At 38.9% G+C, this 21,816-nt stretch carries 23 protein-coding genes; 12 read left to right on the top strand and 11 right to left on the bottom strand.

The window, feature by feature from the left end:
- Positions 1-2: 2 nt before the first annotated feature.
- From trkA to BM073_RS03270, 3 genes are all read right to left on the bottom strand, one after another.
- Positions 3-1,349 carry a Trk system potassium transporter TrkA gene (trkA, locus tag BM073_RS03280; protein WP_091650315.1) on the bottom strand — a complete coding sequence of 449 codons (1,347 nt, stop codon included), beginning with the start codon at positions 1,347-1,349 and terminating at the stop codon, positions 3-5.
- Between the two features lie 139 nt (positions 1,350-1,488).
- Positions 1,489-2,733, bottom strand: a complete 1,245-nt coding sequence (locus tag BM073_RS03275; protein ID WP_091650310.1) for a DNA recombination protein RmuC — start codon at positions 2,731-2,733, stop codon at positions 1,489-1,491.
- Complete coding sequence (locus BM073_RS03270; protein WP_091650305.1) at positions 2,723-3,742, bottom strand: alpha/beta fold hydrolase; 1,020 nt, start codon at positions 3,740-3,742, stop codon at positions 2,723-2,725. Before BM073_RS03270 ends, BM073_RS03275 begins: the two co-directional genes overlap by 11 nt.
- 84 nt (positions 3,743-3,826) lie before the next feature.
- Between BM073_RS03270 and BM073_RS03265 the strand changes: the two genes are divergently transcribed.
- From BM073_RS03265 to BM073_RS03250, 4 genes are read left to right on the top strand one after another with little or no spacing between them, the layout of a single operon-like run.
- Positions 3,827-5,059, top strand: a complete 1,233-nt coding sequence (locus BM073_RS03265) for an Nramp family divalent metal transporter (RefSeq protein ID WP_175557836.1) — start codon at positions 3,827-3,829, stop codon at positions 5,057-5,059.
- 56 nt (positions 5,060-5,115) lie between these two features.
- On the top strand, positions 5,116-5,661 hold the full coding sequence (locus BM073_RS03260; protein WP_091650300.1) for an RNA polymerase sigma factor: 546 nt from the start codon (positions 5,116-5,118) through the stop codon (positions 5,659-5,661).
- A gap of 33 nt (positions 5,662-5,694) precedes the next feature.
- Entirely contained in the window at positions 5,695-6,057 is a 363-nt protein-coding gene (locus tag BM073_RS03255; RefSeq protein WP_091650294.1) for a hypothetical protein, read from the top strand.
- Positions 6,054-6,497 carry a Spy/CpxP family protein refolding chaperone gene (locus BM073_RS03250; protein ID WP_091650290.1) on the top strand — a complete coding sequence of 148 codons (444 nt, stop codon included), beginning with the start codon at positions 6,054-6,056 and terminating at the stop codon, positions 6,495-6,497. Before BM073_RS03255 ends, BM073_RS03250 begins: the two co-directional genes overlap by 4 nt.
- A 36-nt stretch (positions 6,498-6,533) precedes the next feature.
- On the opposite strand, the gene mscL is transcribed toward BM073_RS03250, so the two are convergent.
- On the bottom strand, positions 6,534-6,959 hold the full coding sequence (mscL, locus tag BM073_RS03245; RefSeq protein ID WP_091650287.1) for a large-conductance mechanosensitive channel protein MscL: 426 nt from the start codon (positions 6,957-6,959) through the stop codon (positions 6,534-6,536).
- 173 nt (positions 6,960-7,132) lie between these two features.
- On the opposite strand from mscL, the gene BM073_RS03240 reads away from it, so the two are divergent.
- From BM073_RS03240 to BM073_RS03215, 6 genes are all read left to right on the top strand, one after another.
- Positions 7,133-9,187 (top strand): S9 family peptidase, encoded by a 2,055-nt coding sequence (locus BM073_RS03240; protein ID WP_091650282.1) that lies wholly within the window; start codon positions 7,133-7,135, stop codon positions 9,185-9,187.
- Positions 9,188-9,300: 113 nt separating this feature from the next.
- Positions 9,301-9,675 carry a methylglyoxal synthase gene (locus BM073_RS03235; protein WP_091650278.1) on the top strand — a complete coding sequence of 125 codons (375 nt, stop codon included), beginning with the start codon at positions 9,301-9,303 and terminating at the stop codon, positions 9,673-9,675.
- Positions 9,675-10,661, top strand: coding sequence for a 6-phosphofructokinase (pfkA, locus tag BM073_RS03230; protein ID WP_091650273.1), 987 nt, complete (start codon positions 9,675-9,677; stop codon positions 10,659-10,661). The genes BM073_RS03235 and pfkA overlap by 1 nt, the downstream gene beginning before the upstream one ends.
- 83 nt (positions 10,662-10,744) lie before the next feature.
- Complete coding sequence (locus tag BM073_RS03225; RefSeq protein WP_091650269.1) at positions 10,745-11,263, top strand: hypothetical protein; 519 nt, start codon at positions 10,745-10,747, stop codon at positions 11,261-11,263.
- A 69-nt stretch (positions 11,264-11,332) separates the two neighbouring features.
- A protein-coding gene (gene prfB, locus BM073_RS03220; RefSeq protein WP_139217432.1) for a peptide chain release factor 2 occupies positions 11,333-12,434 on the top strand; the annotation gives its coding sequence in 2 pieces (ribosomal slippage) (positions 11,333-11,392 and positions 11,394-12,434; 1,101 coding nt in all).
- Between the two features lie 50 nt (positions 12,435-12,484).
- On the top strand, positions 12,485-13,654 hold the full coding sequence (locus BM073_RS03215; protein WP_091650264.1) for an MFS transporter: 1,170 nt from the start codon (positions 12,485-12,487) through the stop codon (positions 13,652-13,654).
- 228 nt (positions 13,655-13,882) lie between these two features.
- Here BM073_RS03215 and BM073_RS03210 read toward each other — a convergent pair whose 3' ends face one another.
- The 5 genes from BM073_RS03210 to BM073_RS03190 all read right to left on the bottom strand — a co-directional run bounded on the left by BM073_RS03210 (position 13,883) and on the right by BM073_RS03190 (position 19,097).
- The gene (locus BM073_RS03210; protein ID WP_091650260.1) at positions 13,883-15,235 is read right to left on the bottom strand and encodes a M24 family metallopeptidase; all 1,353 of its coding nucleotides are present in this window, start codon (positions 15,233-15,235) and stop codon (positions 13,883-13,885) included.
- Positions 15,236-15,311: 76 nt separating this feature from the next.
- Positions 15,312-16,661: an MATE family efflux transporter gene (locus tag BM073_RS03205; RefSeq protein WP_091650256.1), complete on the bottom strand. Its 1,350-nt coding sequence runs from the start codon at positions 16,659-16,661 to the stop codon at positions 15,312-15,314.
- A gap of 1 nt (position 16,662) precedes the next feature.
- Positions 16,663-17,205: an NUDIX domain-containing protein gene (locus tag BM073_RS03200; RefSeq protein WP_091650253.1), complete on the bottom strand. Its 543-nt coding sequence runs from the start codon at positions 17,203-17,205 to the stop codon at positions 16,663-16,665.
- A 56-nt stretch (positions 17,206-17,261) separates the two neighbouring features.
- A complete protein-coding gene (locus tag BM073_RS03195) occupies positions 17,262-17,744 on the bottom strand; it encodes an Lrp/AsnC family transcriptional regulator (RefSeq protein WP_091650251.1) in 483 nt (160 codons plus the stop codon).
- Positions 17,745-17,954: 210 nt separating this feature from the next.
- Positions 17,955-19,097, bottom strand: a complete 1,143-nt coding sequence (locus BM073_RS03190; protein ID WP_245756366.1) for a tol-pal system protein YbgF — start codon at positions 19,095-19,097, stop codon at positions 17,955-17,957.
- 136 nt (positions 19,098-19,233) lie between these two features.
- On the opposite strand from BM073_RS03190, the gene BM073_RS03185 reads away from it, so the two are divergent.
- Complete coding sequence (locus BM073_RS03185) at positions 19,234-19,884, top strand: sulfate ABC transporter permease (RefSeq protein ID WP_091650246.1); 651 nt, start codon at positions 19,234-19,236, stop codon at positions 19,882-19,884.
- Here the strand turns inward: BM073_RS03185 and BM073_RS03180 are convergent.
- Complete coding sequence (locus BM073_RS03180) at positions 19,881-20,024, bottom strand: DUF2256 domain-containing protein (protein ID WP_091650245.1); 144 nt, start codon at positions 20,022-20,024, stop codon at positions 19,881-19,883. The genes BM073_RS03185 and BM073_RS03180 overlap by 4 nt on opposite strands.
- On the bottom strand, positions 20,021-21,490 hold the full coding sequence (locus BM073_RS03175) for a cryptochrome/deoxyribodipyrimidine photo-lyase family protein (protein WP_091650242.1): 1,470 nt from the start codon (positions 21,488-21,490) through the stop codon (positions 20,021-20,023). The genes BM073_RS03180 and BM073_RS03175 overlap by 4 nt, the downstream gene beginning before the upstream one ends.
- A gap of 39 nt (positions 21,491-21,529) precedes the next feature.
- Here BM073_RS03175 and BM073_RS03170 point away from each other — a divergent pair, with 39 nt between their 5' ends.
- Complete coding sequence (locus tag BM073_RS03170; RefSeq protein ID WP_091650918.1) at positions 21,530-21,814, top strand: TIGR03643 family protein; 285 nt, start codon at positions 21,530-21,532, stop codon at positions 21,812-21,814.
- The last annotated feature ends 2 nt before the right edge of the window (positions 21,815-21,816 follow it).

The following is a 21,816-nucleotide window of genomic DNA, read 5'->3' as shown; positions in this document are numbered from 1 at the left end:
GATTAATGGAAAAGTTTGTCCAAGGAACCTTTGGCTTGTGGGAGTGCCAATACAATAGCCTTGTCATTTAACTGAAGCTGAAAATCTCCATCAGGAATAAAAACTTCCTCTCCACGGATAACCCCGGCTACGATAGCAGTATCAGGAAAGTGAAGATCTTTCAGGGCATTTTTAGTCAGGCGGTTATTTTTGCAGACAGAATATTGAATAAATTCTGCATCTACACCATAGATCCCAGATACGGCTTCTACAGTTCCTTTTTTCAAATACCTGGAAATTTCATTGGCCGCAACCAATTTTTTATTGATTAAGGAATCCACCCCAATACTGTGTGAAATATGAATATACTCCCTTGTATCCACGTGTGCGATGGTTTTATACACACCGTGATTCTTAGCTGACAAACTGGTAATAATATTCGTCTCGGAAGATTCAGTAAGTGCCAAAAAAGCATCCATCTGCTCCAAACCTTCTTCAATCAAAAGCTCTATATTCTTGTAATCCCCGTTGATTATCAGTGTATTGGGGAGGTTTTCTGCCAGCCACTTACATCTCTCCTTATCTTTATTGACCAAAGTTACCCTGAAATGATTTTCAAGCTTGAGGGCAGTGGTCAGAGCCATGTCATCACCTCCGATGATCATGATATTTTTCACCTCTCTTTTCTCCTGACCGATCAATTCCAAAATACTCTCAGTATGCTTTTTATTAGAAATAAAGAACACGTGATCACTATTTCGGATAATTGTGGATCCTCTTGGAATTATAGTCTTTTGGTCTCTTAAAATCGCAATGATGCGAATATCCTCAAAGATTGGGTTGGTCTTCATATCCATAATCCTTTGATTGACCAAAGGATTAAATTGATCCAAGGTAACCCCAACGATATTTAATTTTCCTCCTCCAAAGTCAAAAACTTCGGTGAAAGAAGAATTTTGAATCATATTGAAAATCTCTCTACTACAGAGCATAGTCGGAGAGATCAGGTTATCGATTCCTAGATTTTGAAAATAATTGACATTTTCAGGATTGAGGTAAGAGTGATTTCTTACCCTGGCCATCACACGCTTGGCTCCTAGCTGTTTTGCAAGAACAGCCGCAACAATATTGGTTTTTTCAGAAGTAGTAACTGCCAATACCATGCTGGCATTGGTCACATTTGCCCTCTGTAAAATCTCAATTGAAGTGGCGTCTCCCAATACGGTTAGGACGTCCAATTTGGATGAAACATAATCCAAGACTTCTCGCTCAGTATCGATTAGCGTGATGTCTTTGTTGTCATAACTTAATTGCTCAGCCAGGTGATAACCCATATCCCCCGCACCGGCAATTACAATGTGCATCCCCATAGAAATTGTTCTGGTGATAAAAACAGGCACAAAAGTAATACCTTTCTTAATGGTTATCAGTATTTAAACCAATTCTTTTGTGCCAATAGGCTAAGGTAACAAAGCAGGTAGTTAAAAATTCATTTTTTTTCAATTTTAACTACTCATCCAAGAGCTTTTCACTCTCTGCACTTGGAAGTTCCTGCACGTCTTTCAACTTTCTCTGAATAGCTCTTGTTCTGACTCCCCCCAACTTATCTAATTCAGAGTTTGCTTCATTCAGCTTTTTCTGTGTTTTCTCTATCAGCTCTCCGAATTTTCCGAATTCAGTTTTAATTGCTCCCAATATCTGCCAAACCTCAGAGCTCCTTTTTTGAATAGCTAAAGTTCTGAAGCCCATCTGTAAACTATTCAAGATAGCTGAAAGAGTGGTAGGGCCAGTTACCAGTACCTTATATTCCAGTTGAATTGCTTGCGCTAGTCCCGGTTCCCGGAGAATTTCAGCGTACAAGCTTTCTACAGGAAGAAATAAAATCGCAAAATCTGTGGTATAGGGAGGATGAATATATTTTATCTGAATATCTGAAGCTGCTTTTTTTACTGCTTTAATCAACTCAGCTCGATTGATATCAATCTCTGTTTTGTTGACAGTATCATAAGCATCCACCAATCTCAAGTAGGATTCTTGGGGGAATTTAGAATCTATTGGTAATAATACTGGATGATCCTGACCAGGCATTTTGACGGCAAACTCCACCCTTTCTCGCGTTCCTTTTCCAACTTCGGCATTGCTTAAATATTGATCAGGTGCCAATTGATTTTCTAAAATGGCTTGTAATTGATATTCACCCAAAACTCCACGGCTCTTCACATTGCTCAAAACCCGCTTGAGATCTCCTACTCCATTGGCTAGACTTTGCATCTCTCCTAGGCCTTTTTGAACAGCCTGTAGCTGCCTACTGACCATTTCAAAAGATTGACCAAGCCTAGCCTCTAGGGTCTTTTGCAGTTTCTCGTCTACCGTTTCCCGAATCTTTTCCAATCTCAATTCGGTAGATTTCATCAATTCATCCTGTCTTCTATTCAATTCACCAAACTTCTCCCTTTGAACTGAATTAAAATCCTGAACATTTTGCCTAAATAATTCTCCAAAGGTTTTGAGCTCCCCTTTTTGATCCTGAGCATGATTTCTTAGCGAAGTGAATACCAACTGAAATTGGGACTGTAAATTCTCTCTACTTTCTTTTCTGGCTAAAGCCAAACCATTATCGAGCTCATTTCTAAGTTCAGAGATTTGGGATTGAAGTAACTCTGAATTAAGATTTTTCCTTTTGTCCAATAGATAAAGAATCAGAAAAATCAGCTGTACAAAAAATATGAGTCCTAAAATAAATTCAATTTGCATAAGTCATCAATTTGGGACCATCAAGATAATCCTTCCTGATCTCGACCCCTAGAAAGGCAAGGTATTTTGCGACAGATTCTGTCGGTATCTCTTCCATGGGCACATGGCCCACTCCTTCGAAAACTATGACTTTACTTCCTGGTATTGCTTTTTCCAAGGAATATGCCTGAGAAATAGGAATCCAAGAATCTCTGTCTCCCCACATGATAAGGGTGGGCATAGTCAACCTATTGAAATCAATGGAGGATTGTTTGGGCCCAGAAAGTCTATCCAAAGTTGCCTGCCTATTCCCATCTCTTAGCATCAATTCAAAATAACGATCTACTGTGCCTGACTTAATTTTCTCCTGATCACCATAGACCTCTCTCATATTCATTGAAAAGAGAAATTTCGGAGTACATTTTAGAAGCACTTTTGAAAAAAGAGGATTTTCCAACAGTTGAAAAACCCAAGCTCCACCTCCTCTAGCACTAGATTCTGAGGAGGATTCCAAACTCCTTTTTACAGGTTTTGGAGCACCTGAGGAGTCAATTAAATTTAAAGAGAGAACTTGATCCGGCCGAGTGCTTGCAACTTGTAAAGCCACTGCTCCACCCATGGAATTTCCCGCTAGATGAAAGCGGTTGATAGAAAGCTTCTCAGCCAACCTCAATATAAACTGACCATAATCTTCAATTGAATAGCGTTGGAGTTCATCAGGCCCAGTCAAACCATGTCCCGGTAAATCCACCGAAATGGTCATAAAATAAGGGCTCATTTCTCTTTGCCAATCATCCCAAGTATGTAAGGAAGAAAAACTCCCGTGAATCAAAAACACAGGATCTCCTTTTCCCATAAATCTAACATGAAGATTAACCCCATCGACTTCGATAAAATGGGATTCAGGATAGCTGTATTTGTTAATGATTTTTTCTTCTGATATATCGTTGCGAAAAAGAAGCAATAGGAAAAACACCAAGGAAAGAAGTATTCCCAGCAAAATTTTAAAGACACGTCGCATCCAGATCATAAGAATTTCTTTAAGCCAAAAGAATAACCATAATTCTAACAAAAAGTCTTCCCAAAAAGCTATTTTGGCAAAAAAAGAAGTCAGTTGAGTCTAAAAAAACTACTTAGCGGCATTGGCCCCGGTCCCATCATCGCAGCGGCATTTATTGGCCCCGGAACGGTCACTGTTTGCACTTTGGCTGGATACAATTTTGGATTTTCCCTCATCTGGGCAATGGGCCTTTCCGTTTTAGCAACAGTTATTTTACAAGAAATGAGCGGAAGGATAGGCTTAGTATCAGGTAAGGATCTAAGTCAAATCATCAGGTCCCAAAAGGGCTCTGCTCTATTCAAAATAGTACAAATCATTCTTGTTCTAACAGCTATAGTCATTGGAAATATCGCCTATGAATCGGGTAATATAACGGGCGCAAATCTCGGTCTTGGAGCATTTTGGAAAGCTCCAATATTCTCTTTTGGTCCATTTTCTCTTGACTCCGGCAACTTTCTTTTAGGATCAATCGCTCTTTTGATACTCTGGTCAGGAAATTCTAAAACCTTAGAAAAGACTTTAATCGCTCTAGTGGTATTGATGTCATTGGTATTTATCAGCACCGCAATATTAGTAAAACCGGATTGGTCGGAAGTTCTTGCAGGATTTTGGCCTTCTTTGAAGAATGAAGAAATCCCAAGCTTGGTTGCCTTAATCGGAACTACCGTGGTTCCCTACAACCTGTTCCTTTATGCAAGTTTGGCCAAAGCAAAATGGAAAAATCCAAGCGGAATCAAGCTTATGCGAAGGGATATTATTTTATCCGTTTTATTGGGAGGATTGGTTTCTATGGCGATTTTGATAGTAGGCACATTCAATACGAGCGAGTCTATTAATTCGGCTCAGGACGTAGCTTCCGGTTTAGAAACAGTTTTCGGAAAATCAGGCACTTATTTGATGGGGTTTGGATTGTTGGCCGCTGGTCTGACCTCTTCGATTACTGCTCCGCTCGCAGGTGCTTTGGTGATTTGCGGAATTATGAATTGGAGTCAGGAAAATAAATCACAAAGTATGAGAGTATCTTTTCTGATAATTGTAGGAGCAGGATTGGTATTTTCGTCATTTGGAATTAGACCAGTGGCATTAATTTCTCTGGCACAAATTGCAAATGGAGTTCTCTTGCCATTAATCAGTGCCTGGCTGATATGGATTGCAAATCAACAAGTTTGGATGAAAGAATATAAAAACTCAAAGTGGATCAATTCACTGGCAATTTTTATATGGATCATTACCTTGATTTTGGGCTTAAAAAGCCTGGATTCTGTTTTGGGATTTCAAATATTTTAAAATTTTGAAGGAAAGAAATAAACCTTGCCCATCATTTCAGGTCTAACCAAGCAGCAATGCAAATTAGTGATCAAGAAATTCTGAATCTAATTCAAAACCCTCATAGCAAGGAGATGGGGTTCAGACAATTGATCCAAGTCTACCAAAAAAGGGTATACCATGTCATTAGAAGATTGGTTATCATCCATGAGGATGCCGATGATCTCACCCAAAATACCTTTATCAAAGCTTATCATCATATCCATAAATTCGAGTCGAAATCAGGATTGTTTACTTGGTTGTATCGAATTGCAACCAATGAAGCCTTGAGTTTTTTGGAGAAGAAAAAGAAACGCTATTTCTTTTCGCTGGATGATCATCAAGAAAAAATGGAGTCTTATCTGGATCATTCCTCTGGCTTAAACGGTGATGAGATTCAACTCAAGCTCCAAAAAACATTGCTAAAATTACCTGAAAAGCAGCGTCTTGTTTTTCATTTGAAATACCAAGAAGACCTCAGTTATGATGAAATTTCGGCTATTACAGGTACCAGTGTGGGTGCTTTAAAGGCCAGTTATCATCATGCAGTCAAAAAAATTGAAGAAATTATCAGCAATCAATAAACCTGAAGCACTAAATTAAGTCTAACCAACGATATGTCAGTTATCCCTCCTATTCAGCCATTTAAAGAGCCAAAAGGCTACTTTGAAGACTTGCCTGATCAAATCATGGCACGTGTGCAATCCAAAACTGATTATTCATGGATCAAGTGGGCTGCAGTTGCTATTATAGCATTGTCAGTCGGGATTTACACCTTTCTTCCCCAATCCAAAACCGATGAATATCTAGTTTTGGACAATCAAGTCAATCTGTACATTGACGCAAATTACTGGACTGCGGAAGACATTTTATCCATGAGTGATAATCCTGATGAATTATTGGAAGGAATCATCGAAGAGGAATTCCCTGTTGTGGATGAACTGTGGGATACTGAAGATCAAAATATATTTGAATTATGAGAAAAACCCTATGGATAAGCATTTACCTCTTTCTCTTTTCTTTGCAGGCATATGCTCAAAGGCCGGGTCAGCAATTTGATAGACAAAAATTAGAGGATGCCAAAATCGCCTTTATTTCTACAAGATTAGACCTAAGTCCGGAACAAGCCCAAAAATTCTGGCCATTATACAATCAATATTCAAATCAAAGAGAGGCAAACCTTCGAAAACTTGCAGAGCTAAATCCTCGAAGAGAAGCGAATTCTATTTCAGATTCTCAGGCTAAGGATATGATCGCTAAAAGATTTGCGGTGCAGAGGCAAATGATTGATGATGAGGAAAAGTTCGTGAAGGAAGTAGCCTCAGTCATTAGCTATGAACAAATTCTCAAGTTGAATGGAATTTCAAGAGATTTTACCAGAATGCTTTATCAGAGGCAGAGAGGTAGAGTCCAACAATAAAAAAACGGCTCCCAATTTTGAGAGCCGTTTGATTTTTTACTGCTTCTTGAGCAAATCTCGAATTTCTTCCAAAAGAACTTCGGATTTTGGTGGTGCTGGAGGTGGTGCAGCTTCTTCTTTTTTCTCCTCTTTCTTTTTCATGTTGTTCATGCCTTTGATAGCAAGAAAAATCACGAAAGCGATGATTACGAAATCCACTACGTTTTGAATAAACATCCCGTAGTTTAAAGTAACAGCTGCAACTGCAACTTCTCCAGCGGCATCCATTTCAGCTTCTTTTAGCACTACTGCGAGATCCTTGAAATCTACGCCGCCTAACATAAGCCCCAGAGGTGGCATAATAATGTCATTCACAAAAGAAGACACAATTTTACCGAACGCACCTCCAATGATTACCGCTACCGCCAAATCGACAACATTGCCTTTGACAGCGAATTCTTTAAATTCTTTTAACATTCCCATAGGTGAAAGGTTGATGGTTGATTAATACTTCCATGAATATTTTAATAAATATTGAATGAAACAATAGCTCATCACATTTTTCTGATTTTTTATACCTAAAAAAATGCATTTAATTTCAAAATCGGGTCCTCCTCAAGCCTTTTTAGTAAACTTGTAGCCTAAATCGAAATTTGATGAAATCACCTAAAGCCCATAAGAGGCCCCAAGTTTTAGAAGCACACGGACACAGAAGGATTGATAATTATTACTGGATGAGAGATCGGGAAAACCCGGAAGTAATTCAATACTTAAAAGAGGAAAATGCCTATCTGAAAGAGGTTATGAAAGATACTGAAGAGTTTCAGAAGGATCTTTTTGATGAAATGAAAGGCAGGATTAAGGAAGATGATGAAAGTGTACCCTATTTCAAATCTGGGTTTTATTGGTATGTAAGATATCGTCAAGGAGGTGAATATCCGATTTATTGTAGAAAAAAAGATAGCCTTGAAAATCAGGAAGAAATCATCCTAGATGTCAATGAACTGGCTGAAGGCAAAACCTATTTCCATGTAGCTGGTATCGCTGTCAGTTCTGATCAAAAAATGTTGGCCTTCCCGGTAGATGAGGTTGGAAGAAGAATCTACACCATTCATTTCAAAAATCTTGAAACCGGAGAAATCCTAGCCGAAAAAATCGAACAAATAACAGGAAACATGGCCTGGGCAACAGACCATTACACTCTATTTTATGCCAAACAGAATCCTGACACGCTGAGATCTAATCAAATATTTCGCTATGAACTGGGTACTAAGCCTGAGAACTCTGAGTTGGTTTTTGAAGAATTGGATGAAGAATTTACTTGTCATGTTCACAAGTCAAAGTCCCAGGACTATTTATTCATTCATTCTGAAAGCACCATTTCTTCGGAAATCAGGTATTTAGAAGCAAAAAATCCAAATGGACAATGGAAATTGATTCAAAGTAGAGTTCCTCATTTGGAGTATGCAGTCGATCATTATGAAGAGCATTTTTGGATTAGAACCAATCATCAAGCTCAAAACTTTAAAGTGGTCAAAGCTCCAATTTCAAACCCTTCTTTGGAATATTGGGAAGACTTCATTCCCCATCGGGATCAGGTATTAATAGAAGACTTTGATTTATTTGAAAGCTTCTTTGTCTCCCAGGAAAGAAGTAATGGGTTGACCAGAATATTCATCAAACCCTGGGATGGAAGTGCTGGTCATGAACTGGAATTTGAAGAAGAAACCTACACAGCTTGGATAGGAAATAATCCCGAATTTAAAACAGAGATTCTCCGGTTTGGATATAATTCTTTGGTTTCTCCACCTTCAACTTTTGAATACCACATGGTCACGAGGAAAAGAACCTTATTAAAGCAACAGGAGGTTGTCGGAGGCTATCAGGAGAGTGATTATCAATCCGCTAAGATTTGGGCAAAAGCCGAAGATGGAGTAATGATCCCAATTTCTCTGGTTTACAAGAAGTCTCTATTTAAACCTGATGGAAAGAATCCCCTACTGTTGTACGCCTATGGGTCTTACGGTTTTAGCATGGATGCTTATTTTTCAAGCAGCAGATTGAGCTTATTAGATAGAGGCTTTGTCTATGCTATCGCCCATATTAGAGGGGGAGAAGATTTAGGAAGACATTGGTACGAGGATGGGAAATTGCTAAAGAAGAAAAACACATTTTTAGATTTTATTGCCTGCGCCAATCATTTGATTCAGGAAAAATATACCAGCTCAGCCCATCTTTACGCAATGGGAGGCAGTGCAGGAGGACTTTTGATAGGTGCAGTAATCAATATGAGTCCCGAGCTTTTCAATGGAGCAATTGCAGCTGTTCCTTTTGTAGATGTGGTGACTACAATGCTGGATGAAACTATTCCATTGACAACAGGTGAATTTAAAGAATGGGGAAATCCGAAAGAGAAAGATTATTATGATTACATGCTTTCGTATTCTCCTTACGATAATGTAGAAACTAAATCCTATCCAAATCTCTTAGTAACTTCAGGTTTGCATGATTCTCAGGTGCAATATTGGGAGCCGACCAAATGGGTAGCAAAACTCAGGGAACTTAAATCAGATCAAAACCTTTTGCTCTTACACACCAATATGGAAGCGGGACATGGAGGAGCTTCCGGGCGATTTAATGCTTTGAAAGAAATAGCCTTGGAATATGCCTTCCTTTTCAAACTGGAAAATATGATTCCTAAGAAAGGATGATTAGTTCCAAATTATCTTCTGCTTATTGAAAAATAAGCCTGAAATCAAATCATCAAAAGCTTAAAAAAAGGATTTTTTCCTAACTTTGACACCAACCTATTAAACTAGATTTCATGAAAATTGCATTAATTGCCCATGATGGAAAAAAAGCCGACATGGTTCATTTTTTAAGCGGCTTTAAGAATAATCTACAAAGGGTAGATGTTCAGCTTGTTGCAACAGGCACAACTGGGTCGCATATCGAGAAAGCTGGTTTTGAGGTTCAAAAATTATTATCCGGCCCAATTGGAGGTGATGCACAAATTGCCGCTATGGCTGCACAGAAAGAGCTTGACATGGTTGTGTTTTTCAGAGATCCTTTGGACAAACACCCCCATGAGCCGGATGTGCAAATGCTGATGAGGATTTGTGATGTCCACAATATCCCACTAGCTACCAATCCAGCATCTGCTGAATTAATGTTTAAAGCCTTAACTCAAACCTTATAATGGAACCTAAAACTATCCGTAAAATCGGGGTACTTACCTCCGGAGGGGATTCTCCTGGCATGAACGCTGCTATCAGAGCAGCCGTACGGGCAGGATTTTACTATAATCTGGAAATGTATGGTATCTATAGAGGCTATGAAGGCCTCATCCAAAATGATATCAAAAAATTAGATTCAAAAAACATCGCTCACGTTCTTGAAAGAGGCGGTACATTCCTAAAATCTGCAAGAAGTGACGAATTTAGAACCCCGGAAGGAAGAAAAAAAGCCTACGAAAATCTAAGAAGTCATGGCATAGATGCTTTGGTGGTGATCGGTGGTGATGGTTCTCTAACTGGAGCCCATTTGTTTTACAAAGAGTTTGGAATTCCTGCCGTAGGTTTACCAGGAACTATCGATAATGACCTCTCAGGAACTGATGTCACAATTGGGTTTGATACTGCCTGTAATACTGCAATCGAAGCGATTGATAAAATCAGGGATACGGCTACTTCCCATGACAGACTTTTCTTTGTGGAAGTGATGGGTAGAGATGCTGGTTTCATTGCTATCAATGCGGGAATTGGTTCTGCAGCGGCAGCAATTCTGATACCTGAAAAAAAAATGCCAATTGAGGATTTGGTAGAAAAACTGAAGATCAGAACTAAGGCCAAAAAATCATCCAACATTGTCATTGTAGCAGAAGGCGGAAAAAGTGGTGGTGCTGCTGAAATAGCTGAAAAGGTAAAGAAACATCTTCCTTATTACGATATCAAAGTAACTATCCTTGGCCATTTGCAGCGAGGCGGAGCTCCAAGTTCTTATGATAGATTATTGGCATCTAAACTAGGAGTAGCTGCTGTAGAGGGTCTATTACAAGGTAAATATGATGTGATGGCAGGGCTAATCAATCATAAAGTTGTGTACACTCCTATTAAAAAGGCGATCGTAGATGACAAATCAGTGGATGAAGATGATTTTAGGGTTGCAAAAATCCTTTCTACATAAAAACCAAAAGCTGTTGAAAATTCAACAGCTTTTTTTCTTTCTCTTTCGTATAGAATTTTTTAAGACTAACTTAACCGCTGTACATGAAAGCAATCAACTTACTTATTTTTACGATCTTTTTGACAATCTTGAGTTTTTCAAGTTATGCTCAATCCAAAGATTTTTTACTCTTGAAAAGAGGCAGTAATACCAAAACCCAAATCCGATTTTATATAGGTGAACCGATCACCTACAAAAGTGCGAAGCTAGGATATTACATCACAGATGTGATCAAAGATCTCAATGACAATTATATCTATTTGAGTGAGAATATACTTTCTCCTGATGATATCTTGGAAATTGATATCAGAAGAAAAGATCCCAGAAACTCTACTCTTAGAAACATTAATGCCCTAGTTTTAGGATCAGGTGTAATCTTACTGGGGGTTGAGAGTATAAATTCCATTTACCAAACTGGGGAGTTTTCCATTGATAGGGGCGTTGGAGTGATTGGAGGTATCTTAACTGGAACAGGTTTAGCACTTTTACCTATTCGGTACAAAACATTCAAAAATCAAGGGCGAAACCGAATTCAGATTATCCAAATGAGATTACCGGATTGATTTTGTTTTTACTTAGTAAAAACGGATTTTTTTTCAGACTTTTGCAGCTCAATTTTCAACTTTAAAATCATGACTTCGGACCAACTGAAAGACTTGAAAGCTCGCACCTCGGCTTTAAGGAGGTATCTTTGACTACGATCGGAAGAAAGCAGAAATAGAAGATTTAGAGGCAGTATCTGCCCAGCCTGATTTTTGGAATAATCCGGAAGAGGCTGAAAAAACGATGAAACAAATCCAGGTTAGAAAAGGCTGGACTTCATCATTTGAAGATCTGGAGCAGATTATTCAGGACTTGGAGGTATTGTATGAATTCTATTCAGCTGATGAAGTCAGCGAAGAAGAAATCAAAACTGAATACCAAAAAGCCAAAACAGCTGTAGAAGATCTTGAACTCAAAAAGATGCTCTCCTCAGAGGAAGATCAGCTGAATGCAGTGCTGGAAATCAACCCTGGAGCGGGAGGAACTGAAAGTAATGACTGGGCTTCTATCCTAATGAGAATGTACATCATGTGGGGTGAAAAGAATGGCTACAAGGTAAAAGAGGTAGACGTTCAGCCAGGTGAAGTTGCAGGTATTAAATCAGCCACTTTAGAATTCGAGGGTCCTTTGGCATATGGATTCCTTAAATCTGAAACAGGTGTTCACCGACTGGTAAGGATATCCCCTTTTGACTCAGGAGGAAGAAGACATACTTCATTTGCCTCAGTTTATGCCTATCCTGAAGTGGATGATAGCATAGAGATCGATATCAACCCTGCCGATATTGAACTCCATACTTCCCGATCCGGAGGTGCAGGTGGTCAAAATGTGAACAAGGTGGAAACCAAAGTCCAATTGACACACAAGCCAACCGGAATTGTTGTGGTATGCCAGGTGGAAAGATCACAGCTTGCCAACCGGGAAAAAGCCATGCAGATGTTGAAATCCAGGCTTTATCAAATGGAGCTGGAAAAACGGAATGCTGAGATCGCGAAGATAGAATCTTCCAAACTTCGGGTAGATTTTGGTTCCCAAATCCGAAACTATGTCCTGCATCCATATAAACTAGTAAAGGACAATCGGACAGGTTTTGAAACCTCTGATACCCAGCATGTATTGGACGGGGGCTTGAATGAATTTATGAAAGCCTTTCTACTCGCTCAAAGCGAAGAAGAAGCAAACAAAGAATAATTACAGGGCCGATTTTATTTTCGGCCCTGTTCCTTTTCAATCCAAACTTCATGAAAATCTTCCCATCCTTTTTCAGTCTGGATTTTTTCCTGCTCTGCTTGAGTTCCTTTTTGTTTTTTTCTTCTTTCAATATGATTATTCCTGAGCTTCCCTCCTACCTAAGTTCATTGGGAGGTGAGGATTACAAAGGTTTGATCATCTCATTATTCACCTTATCTGCCGGTCTTTCCAGACCATTTTCCGGTAAGCTTGCAGATAAAATCGGAAGAATACCTGTGATGATTTTTGGTGCTTCAGTATGCTTTATTGTGGGCTTATTGTATCCAATTTTAAGTTTTGTCGGCGGGTTTTTATTCCTGCGATTTGCACATGGATTCTCAGCTGGATTTACTCCTACCGGCACCTCTGCCTATGTAGCCGATATTGTTCCTTTCCAAAAACGTGGAGAAGCAATGGGAATTCAATCCCTTTTTGGTTCTTTGGGCATGGCTGCAGGCCCGGCTATCGGTGGATGGATTGCAAGTATTTGGGAGTTGGAAATTCTTTTCTATGCTTCTGCCTTTACTGCAATCTTTTCCATTCTAATTCTATTGAAGCTGAAAGAAACGCTTCCAAACAAAGAGCCTCTCAAACTGAATTTATTCAAACTTAAAAAAGACGAAATCATAGAAAAGCGGGTATTAATGCCATCGGCGATACTTTTCTTGTCTGTTTTTTCTTTTGGAGTGGTGCTTACCATTATTCCAGATCTCTCAGAGCATTTAGGAATCAAAAACAAAGGACTTTTCTTTGCTGTATTTACACTCTCCTCTTTAGGGATAAGATTGATAGCTGGAAGAACCTCAGACCGATATGGAAGAATCCCTGTCCTAAGAGTAGCCAGTATTTTTATGATTATGGCAATGATGACAATTGCATTTGCAGAAACGAAAGCCATGCTGATGATTGCGGGGGTATTGTTTGGGTCTGCAGTTGGGATGTATAGTCCTACCACGGCTGCCTGGGTGGTGGATCTTTCCTTGGATGCTTATCGAGGTAGGGCTTTAGCAACCATGTATATATTTTTGGAAGCAGGAATCGGTATTGGCGCGATCGTTTCAGGCTTTTTGTATGCCAATAAAGCAGAAAACTTTCAACTCGTATTCCTCAGCAGTGCGGGCATGGCCTTTTTGGCTTTCTTAGTCTTGGTCAGTATCAGAAAAAGAAAGTATCAAACATAAAAAAAGCCTTGAGTTCCTCTCAAGGCCTTTTTTCAATAAGTGATATCAATATTCTCTTTTAGCCAGTTAGAAGAAAAACATGGCTTAGTATTAGCCCAAAAGATTAGAATCCGGAAGCATCGGTCATCGGTCATTGGTCACCTGTTCTGAGCGAATTCGAAATGTCCTATCGGTCAAGCAAAGAAAATATGGTAAGTGGCAAGATTGAGGATTATCAAATAATTAATCTCAATTCCCCAAATAATTACTCATTCGTGGGATGGATAGAATCTTTTTCTGTCTTCCATTATAATAGGTCACTTTTTCACCATCGAAAAACGCTCCCTCTTCCAGCATGATTCTCACATCTTTTTTCCATTCCTCGACATAAACCACGGCATTCAATTCAATTGCATATCCAGTATTGGCATGAAGCGGGAAATCTCCAGCACCTGGAGTATCCCCTTGATTATCCCACATTCCGATGGTTGGTCCGGCCGAATGTCCATAAAATCCCAATGGATGCGTATAAATACTTCCTCTAATTCCTTCTGATTCCATTTTCTGTCTGGATGCCCTTAGAATTTCATTTCCTGTACGGCCAGCTACATAGTTTTCCGTTAGAATATCCTGTAGTCTATTTCCTATTTCGAATGCTTTCTGAAGGAAGACTGGAACTTCTGTTTCCCCTGGCTTAAGGACATATGCTAATTCCTGAGTGTCAGTATTTAACCTGAGGTAAGTTATTCCAAAGTCAATATGAAGTAAATCTCCCGGCATAATGGTCATCTCAGAGGGCCGAACTGCAAAAGACCTGTTTGCTTCATTGGAAGAAGGGTCCGGACGCTGAATATCTACAGTTGGATGAAACCAAGTATCCAACTTCATTTCTTTGATCTTTTCTCTATACCACCACACCACATCTTCAGTTGTTGTCTTTCCGGGAGTGATCACTTTTTCAGATAATCCTTCCTGGATTATATCATGAGCCAATTGCTGCACATGTCTATAAGTAGACATTTCTTGTTCAGTTCGGGTTTCCAACCATCTAACTGCCAATGTTTGGGCAGATACAACTTTTGATTTCAAAGCATTGGGTAATTGATTGACGAAAGCCTGATGTTCTGAATAAGTCAAGCCATCAGCATGACCATAATCTTTCGCATAATTCAAACCGATTTTTTGAGGGTTCTTACTTGCTACCAAGTCAATTAATGCTTTCCACTGATCTGGCTGCTGTTCAGGATTCCAAGCTCTTTTGAATGCCTTTCCCACATCATATCTGGCAATTGCGTAAGTTTCCACTGGAGAATTTGGCTTAGGCTGATACATCACCAAAATGGTTCGCCTTCGAGCAGCCATCCAGGTGGCAGGAAGCATAGTTCGTATAACCGGGTCCTCATTATATTCTCTCGAGATCACGATCCACATATCCACCCCAGTCTCTGTCATCAATTGAGGCAATAGAGAGTTGATCCTGACATCCAACCAAGAATCAATCAATTCAGCCTGTTCGCGTTGAGTTAAAACAGCAAGTTTCTGAGAAAAGGTGAACTGACTAAACAAGAAAAGTAATAGGGCAAGAGAAAATATTTTTTTCATCAGTAGAATATTAATTAAGTCCTGAATATAAAGTTTCCTTTATTGATTCAGAAACCCTTTAAAAAAGACTTTTTGATCAAGGGTTAATTCCTTTTTCCAAAATTGCTTTCCTGGATAATTTATGGAATCGGTAAAAAAGAACTATTGCCGTTATACTCAAGCCGATCAGCAAGCCATACCAAATCCCTTTTTCTGCCAGTCCCATTTCGAAAGCTAGAAAATACCCCAATGGGAGACCTAAAACCCAATAAGCAATCAAGGTAATAATTGTGGGAAATTTCACATCCTCCATACCTCGGAGAACACCTAAGCCTGCAACTTGTACACCATCCGATAATTGAAACATTCCAGCTATGATTAACAAAGTAGCTGAAGTAGCTATAACCTCAGGATCATCTATATAGAAAGTAGGCAGGAAGTTTCTGCCTGCAATAAAAATAACTGCAGTAACGGCCATAAAAATCAGCACCATGGCAAACACTACCATACCTGCTTCTCGCATGGCTTTGAAATTATTCTTGCCAATCTGATTACTTACACGAATCATTCCCGCAGTGCTTAATCCAGCAGCCATCATGTAACTAATCGAAGCTAAGTTTAAAGCTATTTGATGTCCTGCAAGGGCGTTTACGCCTATCCAACCCATCATAATTGCTGCAGATCCAAAGGCACTAACTTCAAAAATATATTGAAAACCAGTGGGTATCCCTATTTTCAATATTCTGTTGATCATGGGAAAACTCATTTTTGTCAATCCTAGAGTCAACTGAAAATTTTTATACCTAGAAGACTTCATCACATACCAACCTATCATTATCGGCATCAAAATCCTGGAAATCAAGGTAGCCAACCCAGCACCGATCAAGCCCATTTCCGGAGCTCCCAGTTTCCCGAAAATGAGAACCCAGTTTAAAAACACATTGACCAAGTTGCAAAAAATGGTCACGTACATAGCCTGTCTCGTCTGAGAAAGACCCTCGGCAAACTGCTTGAAGGTCTGAAAAATCATAAATGGAAAAAGAGAAGCAGTGATGATAAAAAGGTAAGGTATTGCCTCTTTTACCACAATTTCAGGTTGATTGAGATGGGAAAGCCCTTGTGAGAGACCCAAAATAATGATGGTTAAAACCAATGCTGTAGAAAGATTGATCCACAATCCATGCTGAAATAAACGTCCGATACGAATTGATTTCCCTTTGCCCTCTGCAATAGAAACCAAAGGAGTAATCCCCATGGATACTCCCATTCCAAACATGAGTAATACGAAAAATATGGAATTCGCCAGGGAGGCAGCTGCCAAAGGTACGGCACCCAATTGCCCCACCATCATACTGTCTGCTACCCCAACCATCACTTGCCCTAATTGACTCAAGACAACTGGATAAGCTAATTTGGAAGTAATTTTAAAATGATCTTTGATTGTCATATTACAAACCCAAAACTCGGGCAGCTTTTAGAATTCCGGCAATACTGATTGCATCAGTAATTTCCCCATTCATAACCATAGAAACGGCTTCCTGAAGTGGAAGCTTTTTGATTTGTAATACTTCAGTCTCTTCGAACTCCGTATCAAGTTGAGTTAAATCTTCAGCCAGATAAACAAAGCCCTCCTCGTCTGTAACTGAATTGGAAGTATGTATTCTGAGAAGCTCAGTCCATTTTTCGGCAACTAAGCCAGTTTCTTCTTTTAATTCGCGCTTGGCAGATTCCAAAAGGTCTTGACCAATAGGACCTCCGCCCATGGGAATTTCCCAGGAATATTCCTTCAAAGTATACCGGTATTGCCCTACTAGCCAAGTGTTACCATTTTTATCTATAGGTATAATGCCCATAGCTTTATTTTTAAAATGCACTTTACCGTAGATCCCCTCCTTTCCTGCTGGATTTAAGACATCGTGTTCTTCGAGTCTTATCCAAGGATTGTTGTAAATGGGTTTAATTTTTAGTGTTTTCCAAGGATTATGTTCCATAGCTTCAAAAAAAAAGGGTGGCAATTGCCACCCTAAATTCTATTCTATTCTAATAATTAAGCAGGGATAGGCAATACCTTTGAGTCTTTAAATGTGGACAAAATTACCATGGATTGCATGGAGTCCACTTCTTTAATTTCAGAAACTTTTTCCAACATCAACTTCTGATAAGCAGTGATATCTTTTGCAATGATTTTAAGAATAAAATCACCTGTACCTGTAATGTGGTGACATTCAATTACCTCAGGAATTCCGTTGATTTCCTTCATGAATGCATCGATATTACCTTTGTTGTGACCAATAAGAGATACCAAAACAAATGTACTTACCCCAAGGCCAATTTTTTCTGGGTCTAATTTCGCATGGTAACTTTTAATGATACCAGACTGCTCAAGTTTTTTCACTCGCTCCAAGGTTGGAGCAGGAGAAAGCCCGATATCTTTTGAAAGTTGAGCGTTAGTGATCTTTGCGTTTCCCTGAAGGATTTCTAGAATCCTGCGATCAATTTTATCGAATTTTATTCTTACGCTATTATCCATGATTTCTTGCTTTTACAAAATTTTATGCTGTGCAAATTTATAATAATTAAGGAAAATTTTAAAACTATTATCCGTTTTTATATAGACCTAATTCGAAATTTTCTTTAGGATAGTGGGGATTTTAGCAAAGATTCCTTCTAAAAATCCTCCTTCTCTTGGAAAAATTCAAATTATCTCTTGCAGTAAGTGCTAAAAACGCAAACTTTTTGATTAAAGTTTATTCTTTTTGATAAAATCCCTTGCGGCCTGATGAGCGGGGTGTTTTCGCTTTGCGTATTTCTTTACTTTTTTGAAATATTCTTTTGCAAGTGCTTTGTTTTTCTCTACCAGTGCAATTTTCCCCAACTCTACCAAAGAGTGTAAATAATACCCACTTTCCTGGGATTCTGACTCCTCACCATAAGAAAGAGTTTTGAGATAATATTTTTTGGCCTCCAGTCTATTCCCGATTCTATCATAGTATTGAGCTATATAGAAAGCTGCATAGCGACCACTATTTGATTCATATCCCGTTTGCTTCGCATCAATTCTTCTCAGAATCTCTTCTGACTCCCTCAACGACTCAGTCCACCTTCCAACGGTATATAAATGCCTCGCATAGGATCTATGGAAATAAGGGTTGTTTGGGAATTTTTCATTGAGATATTCTGAAATTCTGAGGGCCTCATAAGGTTTCTTTTCTTCAGAAGCATAGAGCCTAAATAAAAAATACATAGCCTCAATTCTAGTATAAAAGGCATTCTCAGCCACTTGTTCCAGCTGCTTCAAGCCAAGCTGCTTGTTGCCTTTAGGAAATAAGGCTAGAATTGGTTTTAAGAGCGGATAATTTTCAGGAATCCAAACAGAGAAGTAATTAAAAAGGGCATCCCCTAGAAGAAGCTCAGGATTAAACTCTTCCTCTCCTCTGCTTAATTCCATGTATTTCAATGCATTTCTTCCCGCCCAAGCTGCACGCGTCCAGCTTTTTCTTTCTGATAAAAGCCTTCCTTGGAATCCATATCCTGCAGCTAAGAAAAATGCCGCTTCCTTGTTGGTTTTATCTTCGTCATAGAGCTTTTCAGCCTTCTCATTTGCCCGATCAATGTAGGCCAAAAATATTTTATCGTATTTTTCATTGGTCACATCTACTTCTATCCTCCACCAGTAACTCAATGCCATCAAAAAATCAGGTAATGGGTGATCAGGGTATTGATAGGCAATTACTTTGAAGTCTCTTTCAGCCACATCAAAATCAAAATTATACATGCTGTTGATTGACTTAGTAATCCTGTATTGTAAACCCCGATCTAGCAATAGATAAGGAGAGGCTTTTACAAATAAGCTATCCGAAGGCGCAGATTGAGCCTTCACCATGCTTCCTGCTAAGCAGCAAAAAATGAATGTGAAACTTAAAATAAACTTCTTTAACATAGATTTTTCTCCTTCAGCGCGCAAAATTAGGTCTTATCTCAGACAATCAATTAGATTTAAGCAAACTTAACCTCGAAATATGCCTAAAGAACGCTCTCCATTAGCACAACGTCTTTTTGACTATTTAGATTTTGATAAAAGGCTTTATTTTTTTCTTTTGGTTTTACTCTTTATTCTCATCCGATACCTTACTAACACCATCATACTGGAAGCAATTCCCGATTCGGAGAATTTAGACGCGAGAGGTGATTTTATGATATTTCATATTTTCAATACGTTAGAATATGTTTGGACACCATTTGCTCTTCTATGGAAGTTTACGGTAATAGCCTTTCTTTTTTGGTTGGGCGCATTTTTTCTGGGTTATAAAATCCCTTACAAAGAACTCTGGAAATTTGCTTTGGTGGCAGAGGGGATATTTTTATTTCCTGAGTTGATAAGATTCCTGGTTTATATCAACCCGCATTCAGCGAGCACTTACCAGGAAATCTTGGAATACAGACCCCTTTCTTTCTTATCATTTATTGGTTTTGATAATTTAAATCCAAGGTGGTATTATCCCCTTGGTACTCTCAACTTATTCGAATTAGGATATGGAGTTCTTTGGGTGATGGGATTTCATATGATCAGCAATAGAAGTATCAAAGAATCTATTTTAGCGGTTGTGGTGTCCTATTTTGTTCCTTTGACTATTTGGCTTACCTGGTTTGTAATGGTTTACCGAGATTAATGCCTGCTTTTTTTAGCATCTCCAGAACATCGTTTAGAGCAATATTTAACTTCTTCCCAGTTCTTTTCCCATTTCTTTCTCCAAGAAAAGGGTCTTTGGCAAACCGGACATATTTTGGAAGGTAAATGCTGTTTTTTCATGCCCATCTGTTTGGTAAAGTATGTTGCTCCACTATTCGTTCTGATTCCTGGAGGACCGCTGGATCTTTTTGCGCTGCCCATATTTTCTTTCTGGCCTCTGCTCCTGCTTTTTCAGAATCCACTATTGGAAATGGATAGTCTCTTCCCAAGTGAAAGTCTAAATCTTCCTGCTCTAAAGGACTGATTTTCCATGGTTCATGCACCAAAGCAGATGGAATTTGGCTTAATTCCGGTACCCATTTTTTAATAAACTCTCCTTCAGGATCATGATCTTTAGATTGTTTGATAGGATTATAGATTCTCACAGTATTGATTCCTGTCACTCCCGCCTGCATCTGTAGCTGAGGATAATGTATGCCAGGCTCAAAGTCTAAAAATTGCCTACCCAAATGATCTGAGCCATCTTTCCAGTTTTGCCCTAAATGATGGGTAAGAAATGAAACCAGCATAGCTCTCATTCTAAAATTCAAATAACCTGTTTGAATCAAACATCTCATACAGGCATCTATCAATGGAATGCCAGTATTTCCTTCCTTCCAAGCCTGAATAAAGGCTGGATTTTTTTTGTACTCTACTTTTAAAAACCCCCTATTAATGGGTTCAAACTCCATTCGGCATTCCATCTCAAATTTTTGGATAAAATGACAATGCCATCTTAGTCGGGATTGAAAATTGGAGAAGTTTCTAACCTGAAATTTTTCCTTCTTTTTAATTTCCGAAGCCTGAAAAACTTGCCGGATCGATAAGCATCCCCAGGCTAAATAAGGCGAAACTCTTCCACAGCTCCTTCTACTTCTTTCAGGCTTTGAAATATTCCTGCTGTAATTGGAAACTCTATCTTCTATAAAGCTTTTAAGGTATTTGTGCCCAATAGTCTCCCCTCCTTTCTGCATCAAAGGATTAGGTTTTTTCCAATCCTTAGGAATATTCAAATTACTTTTTAGAATTTGTTCTATTTCCGTGTTAGAGAGAAATCTCGCTTGATCTAAGTTCGGGTCTACTTGTTTGGCTGCCGCATAGGAAAACCAATCCTTTCTCCAATTAGCTCTTGATTTTCTCCCCCTTCTAACTCCTTGTTGAAGGAACTCATACCAGGGTATATTTCTAGATTGAAGCCAGGATTTTATTTGTAAATCTCGCTGAAAAGTTATCTGAATCCCTGTTTCCTGATGAGAGAATACGGCAGCGATTTCAAATCCTAACTCCAATTGGCTGAAAACTTCATTTACTTCTTGATGAAAAATAGCAACCTCAGTTTGATAAGGTTGAAGCTGCCGATTCAAATCTTCTAGAGATTCCCATACAAACCTCCAATGACGAAGATCACTTTGAGAAGCTTGAATCAAGGAAGGCTCAAAAACATAGGCTAATAGAATGGGATGCCCCAGATTTATGGCAGCATCCAAAGCTGGATGGTCCTTTAATCTTAAATCTCGTTTTAGCCAGACAACAGAAATTTTCTTCACCTTCTAAAAACCTTAATGGACTCGAAGGGTTTGAAGAATATGAAGAAATTCCAAAATTTAAGTGAAAGAGATATTGATCGCATCATTGAAATGGCATGGGAGGACAGGACCCCTTTCGATGCAATTGAATCCCAATTTGGCGTAAAAGAGGCCGAGGTTATTCAATTAATGAGAAGAGAAATGAAGCGAAGCAGTTTCAAAATGTGGAGAGCCAGAGTTCAAGGCAGAAAAACAAAGCACGCTCAAAAAAGTCCAGAAGATATGGATCGATTTAAATCAAACTTACAACGATCCATCAGCATGAATAAAATCTCAAAAAAATAAAT

The sequence above is a fragment of the Algoriphagus ornithinivorans genome, from assembly GCF_900115305.1.
Taxonomy (GTDB): Bacteria; Bacteroidota; Bacteroidia; order Cytophagales; family Cyclobacteriaceae; genus Algoriphagus; species Algoriphagus ornithinivorans.
Note: the sequence above shows the minus strand (reverse complement) of the source record. Positions and strands in the feature narration are given on the sequence as shown.

Excerpts from the sequence above, each read along its gene's own strand:
- trkA (WP_091650315.1), bottom strand. The coding sequence starts at position 1,349 with ATGGGGATGCACATTGTAATTGCCGGTGCGGGGGATATGGGTTATCAC.
- BM073_RS03275 (WP_091650310.1), bottom strand. The coding sequence starts at position 2,733 with ATGCAAATTGAATTTATTTTAGGACTCATATTTTTTGTACAGCTGATT.
- BM073_RS03270 (WP_091650305.1), bottom strand. The coding sequence starts at position 3,742 with ATGATCTGGATGCGACGTGTCTTTAAAATTTTGCTGGGAATACTTCTT.
- BM073_RS03260 (WP_091650300.1), top strand. The coding sequence starts at position 5,116 with ATGCAAATTAGTGATCAAGAAATTCTGAATCTAATTCAAAACCCTCAT.
- BM073_RS03255 (WP_091650294.1), top strand. The coding sequence starts at position 5,695 with ATGTCAGTTATCCCTCCTATTCAGCCATTTAAAGAGCCAAAAGGCTAC.
- BM073_RS03250 (WP_091650290.1), top strand. The coding sequence starts at position 6,054 with ATGAGAAAAACCCTATGGATAAGCATTTACCTCTTTCTCTTTTCTTTG.
- mscL (WP_091650287.1), bottom strand. The coding sequence starts at position 6,959 with ATGGGAATGTTAAAAGAATTTAAAGAATTCGCTGTCAAAGGCAATGTT.
- BM073_RS03240 (WP_091650282.1), top strand. The coding sequence starts at position 7,133 with ATGAAATCACCTAAAGCCCATAAGAGGCCCCAAGTTTTAGAAGCACAC.
- BM073_RS03235 (WP_091650278.1), top strand. The coding sequence starts at position 9,301 with ATGAAAATTGCATTAATTGCCCATGATGGAAAAAAAGCCGACATGGTT.
- pfkA (WP_091650273.1), top strand. The coding sequence starts at position 9,675 with ATGGAACCTAAAACTATCCGTAAAATCGGGGTACTTACCTCCGGAGGG.
- BM073_RS03225 (WP_091650269.1), top strand. The coding sequence starts at position 10,745 with ATGAAAGCAATCAACTTACTTATTTTTACGATCTTTTTGACAATCTTG.
- BM073_RS03215 (WP_091650264.1), top strand. The coding sequence starts at position 12,485 with ATGAAAATCTTCCCATCCTTTTTCAGTCTGGATTTTTTCCTGCTCTGC.
- BM073_RS03210 (WP_091650260.1), bottom strand. The coding sequence starts at position 15,235 with ATGAAAAAAATATTTTCTCTTGCCCTATTACTTTTCTTGTTTAGTCAG.
- BM073_RS03205 (WP_091650256.1), bottom strand. The coding sequence starts at position 16,661 with ATGACAATCAAAGATCATTTTAAAATTACTTCCAAATTAGCTTATCCA.
- BM073_RS03200 (WP_091650253.1), bottom strand. The coding sequence starts at position 17,205 with ATGGAACATAATCCTTGGAAAACACTAAAAATTAAACCCATTTACAAC.
- BM073_RS03195 (WP_091650251.1), bottom strand. The coding sequence starts at position 17,744 with ATGGATAATAGCGTAAGAATAAAATTCGATAAAATTGATCGCAGGATT.
- BM073_RS03190 (WP_245756366.1), bottom strand. The coding sequence starts at position 19,097 with ATGGTGAAGGCTCAATCTGCGCCTTCGGATAGCTTATTTGTAAAAGCC.
- BM073_RS03185 (WP_091650246.1), top strand. The coding sequence starts at position 19,234 with ATGCCTAAAGAACGCTCTCCATTAGCACAACGTCTTTTTGACTATTTA.
- BM073_RS03180 (WP_091650245.1), bottom strand. The coding sequence starts at position 20,024 with ATGAAAAAACAGCATTTACCTTCCAAAATATGTCCGGTTTGCCAAAGA.
- BM073_RS03170 (WP_091650918.1), top strand. The coding sequence starts at position 21,530 with ATGAAGAAATTCCAAAATTTAAGTGAAAGAGATATTGATCGCATCATT.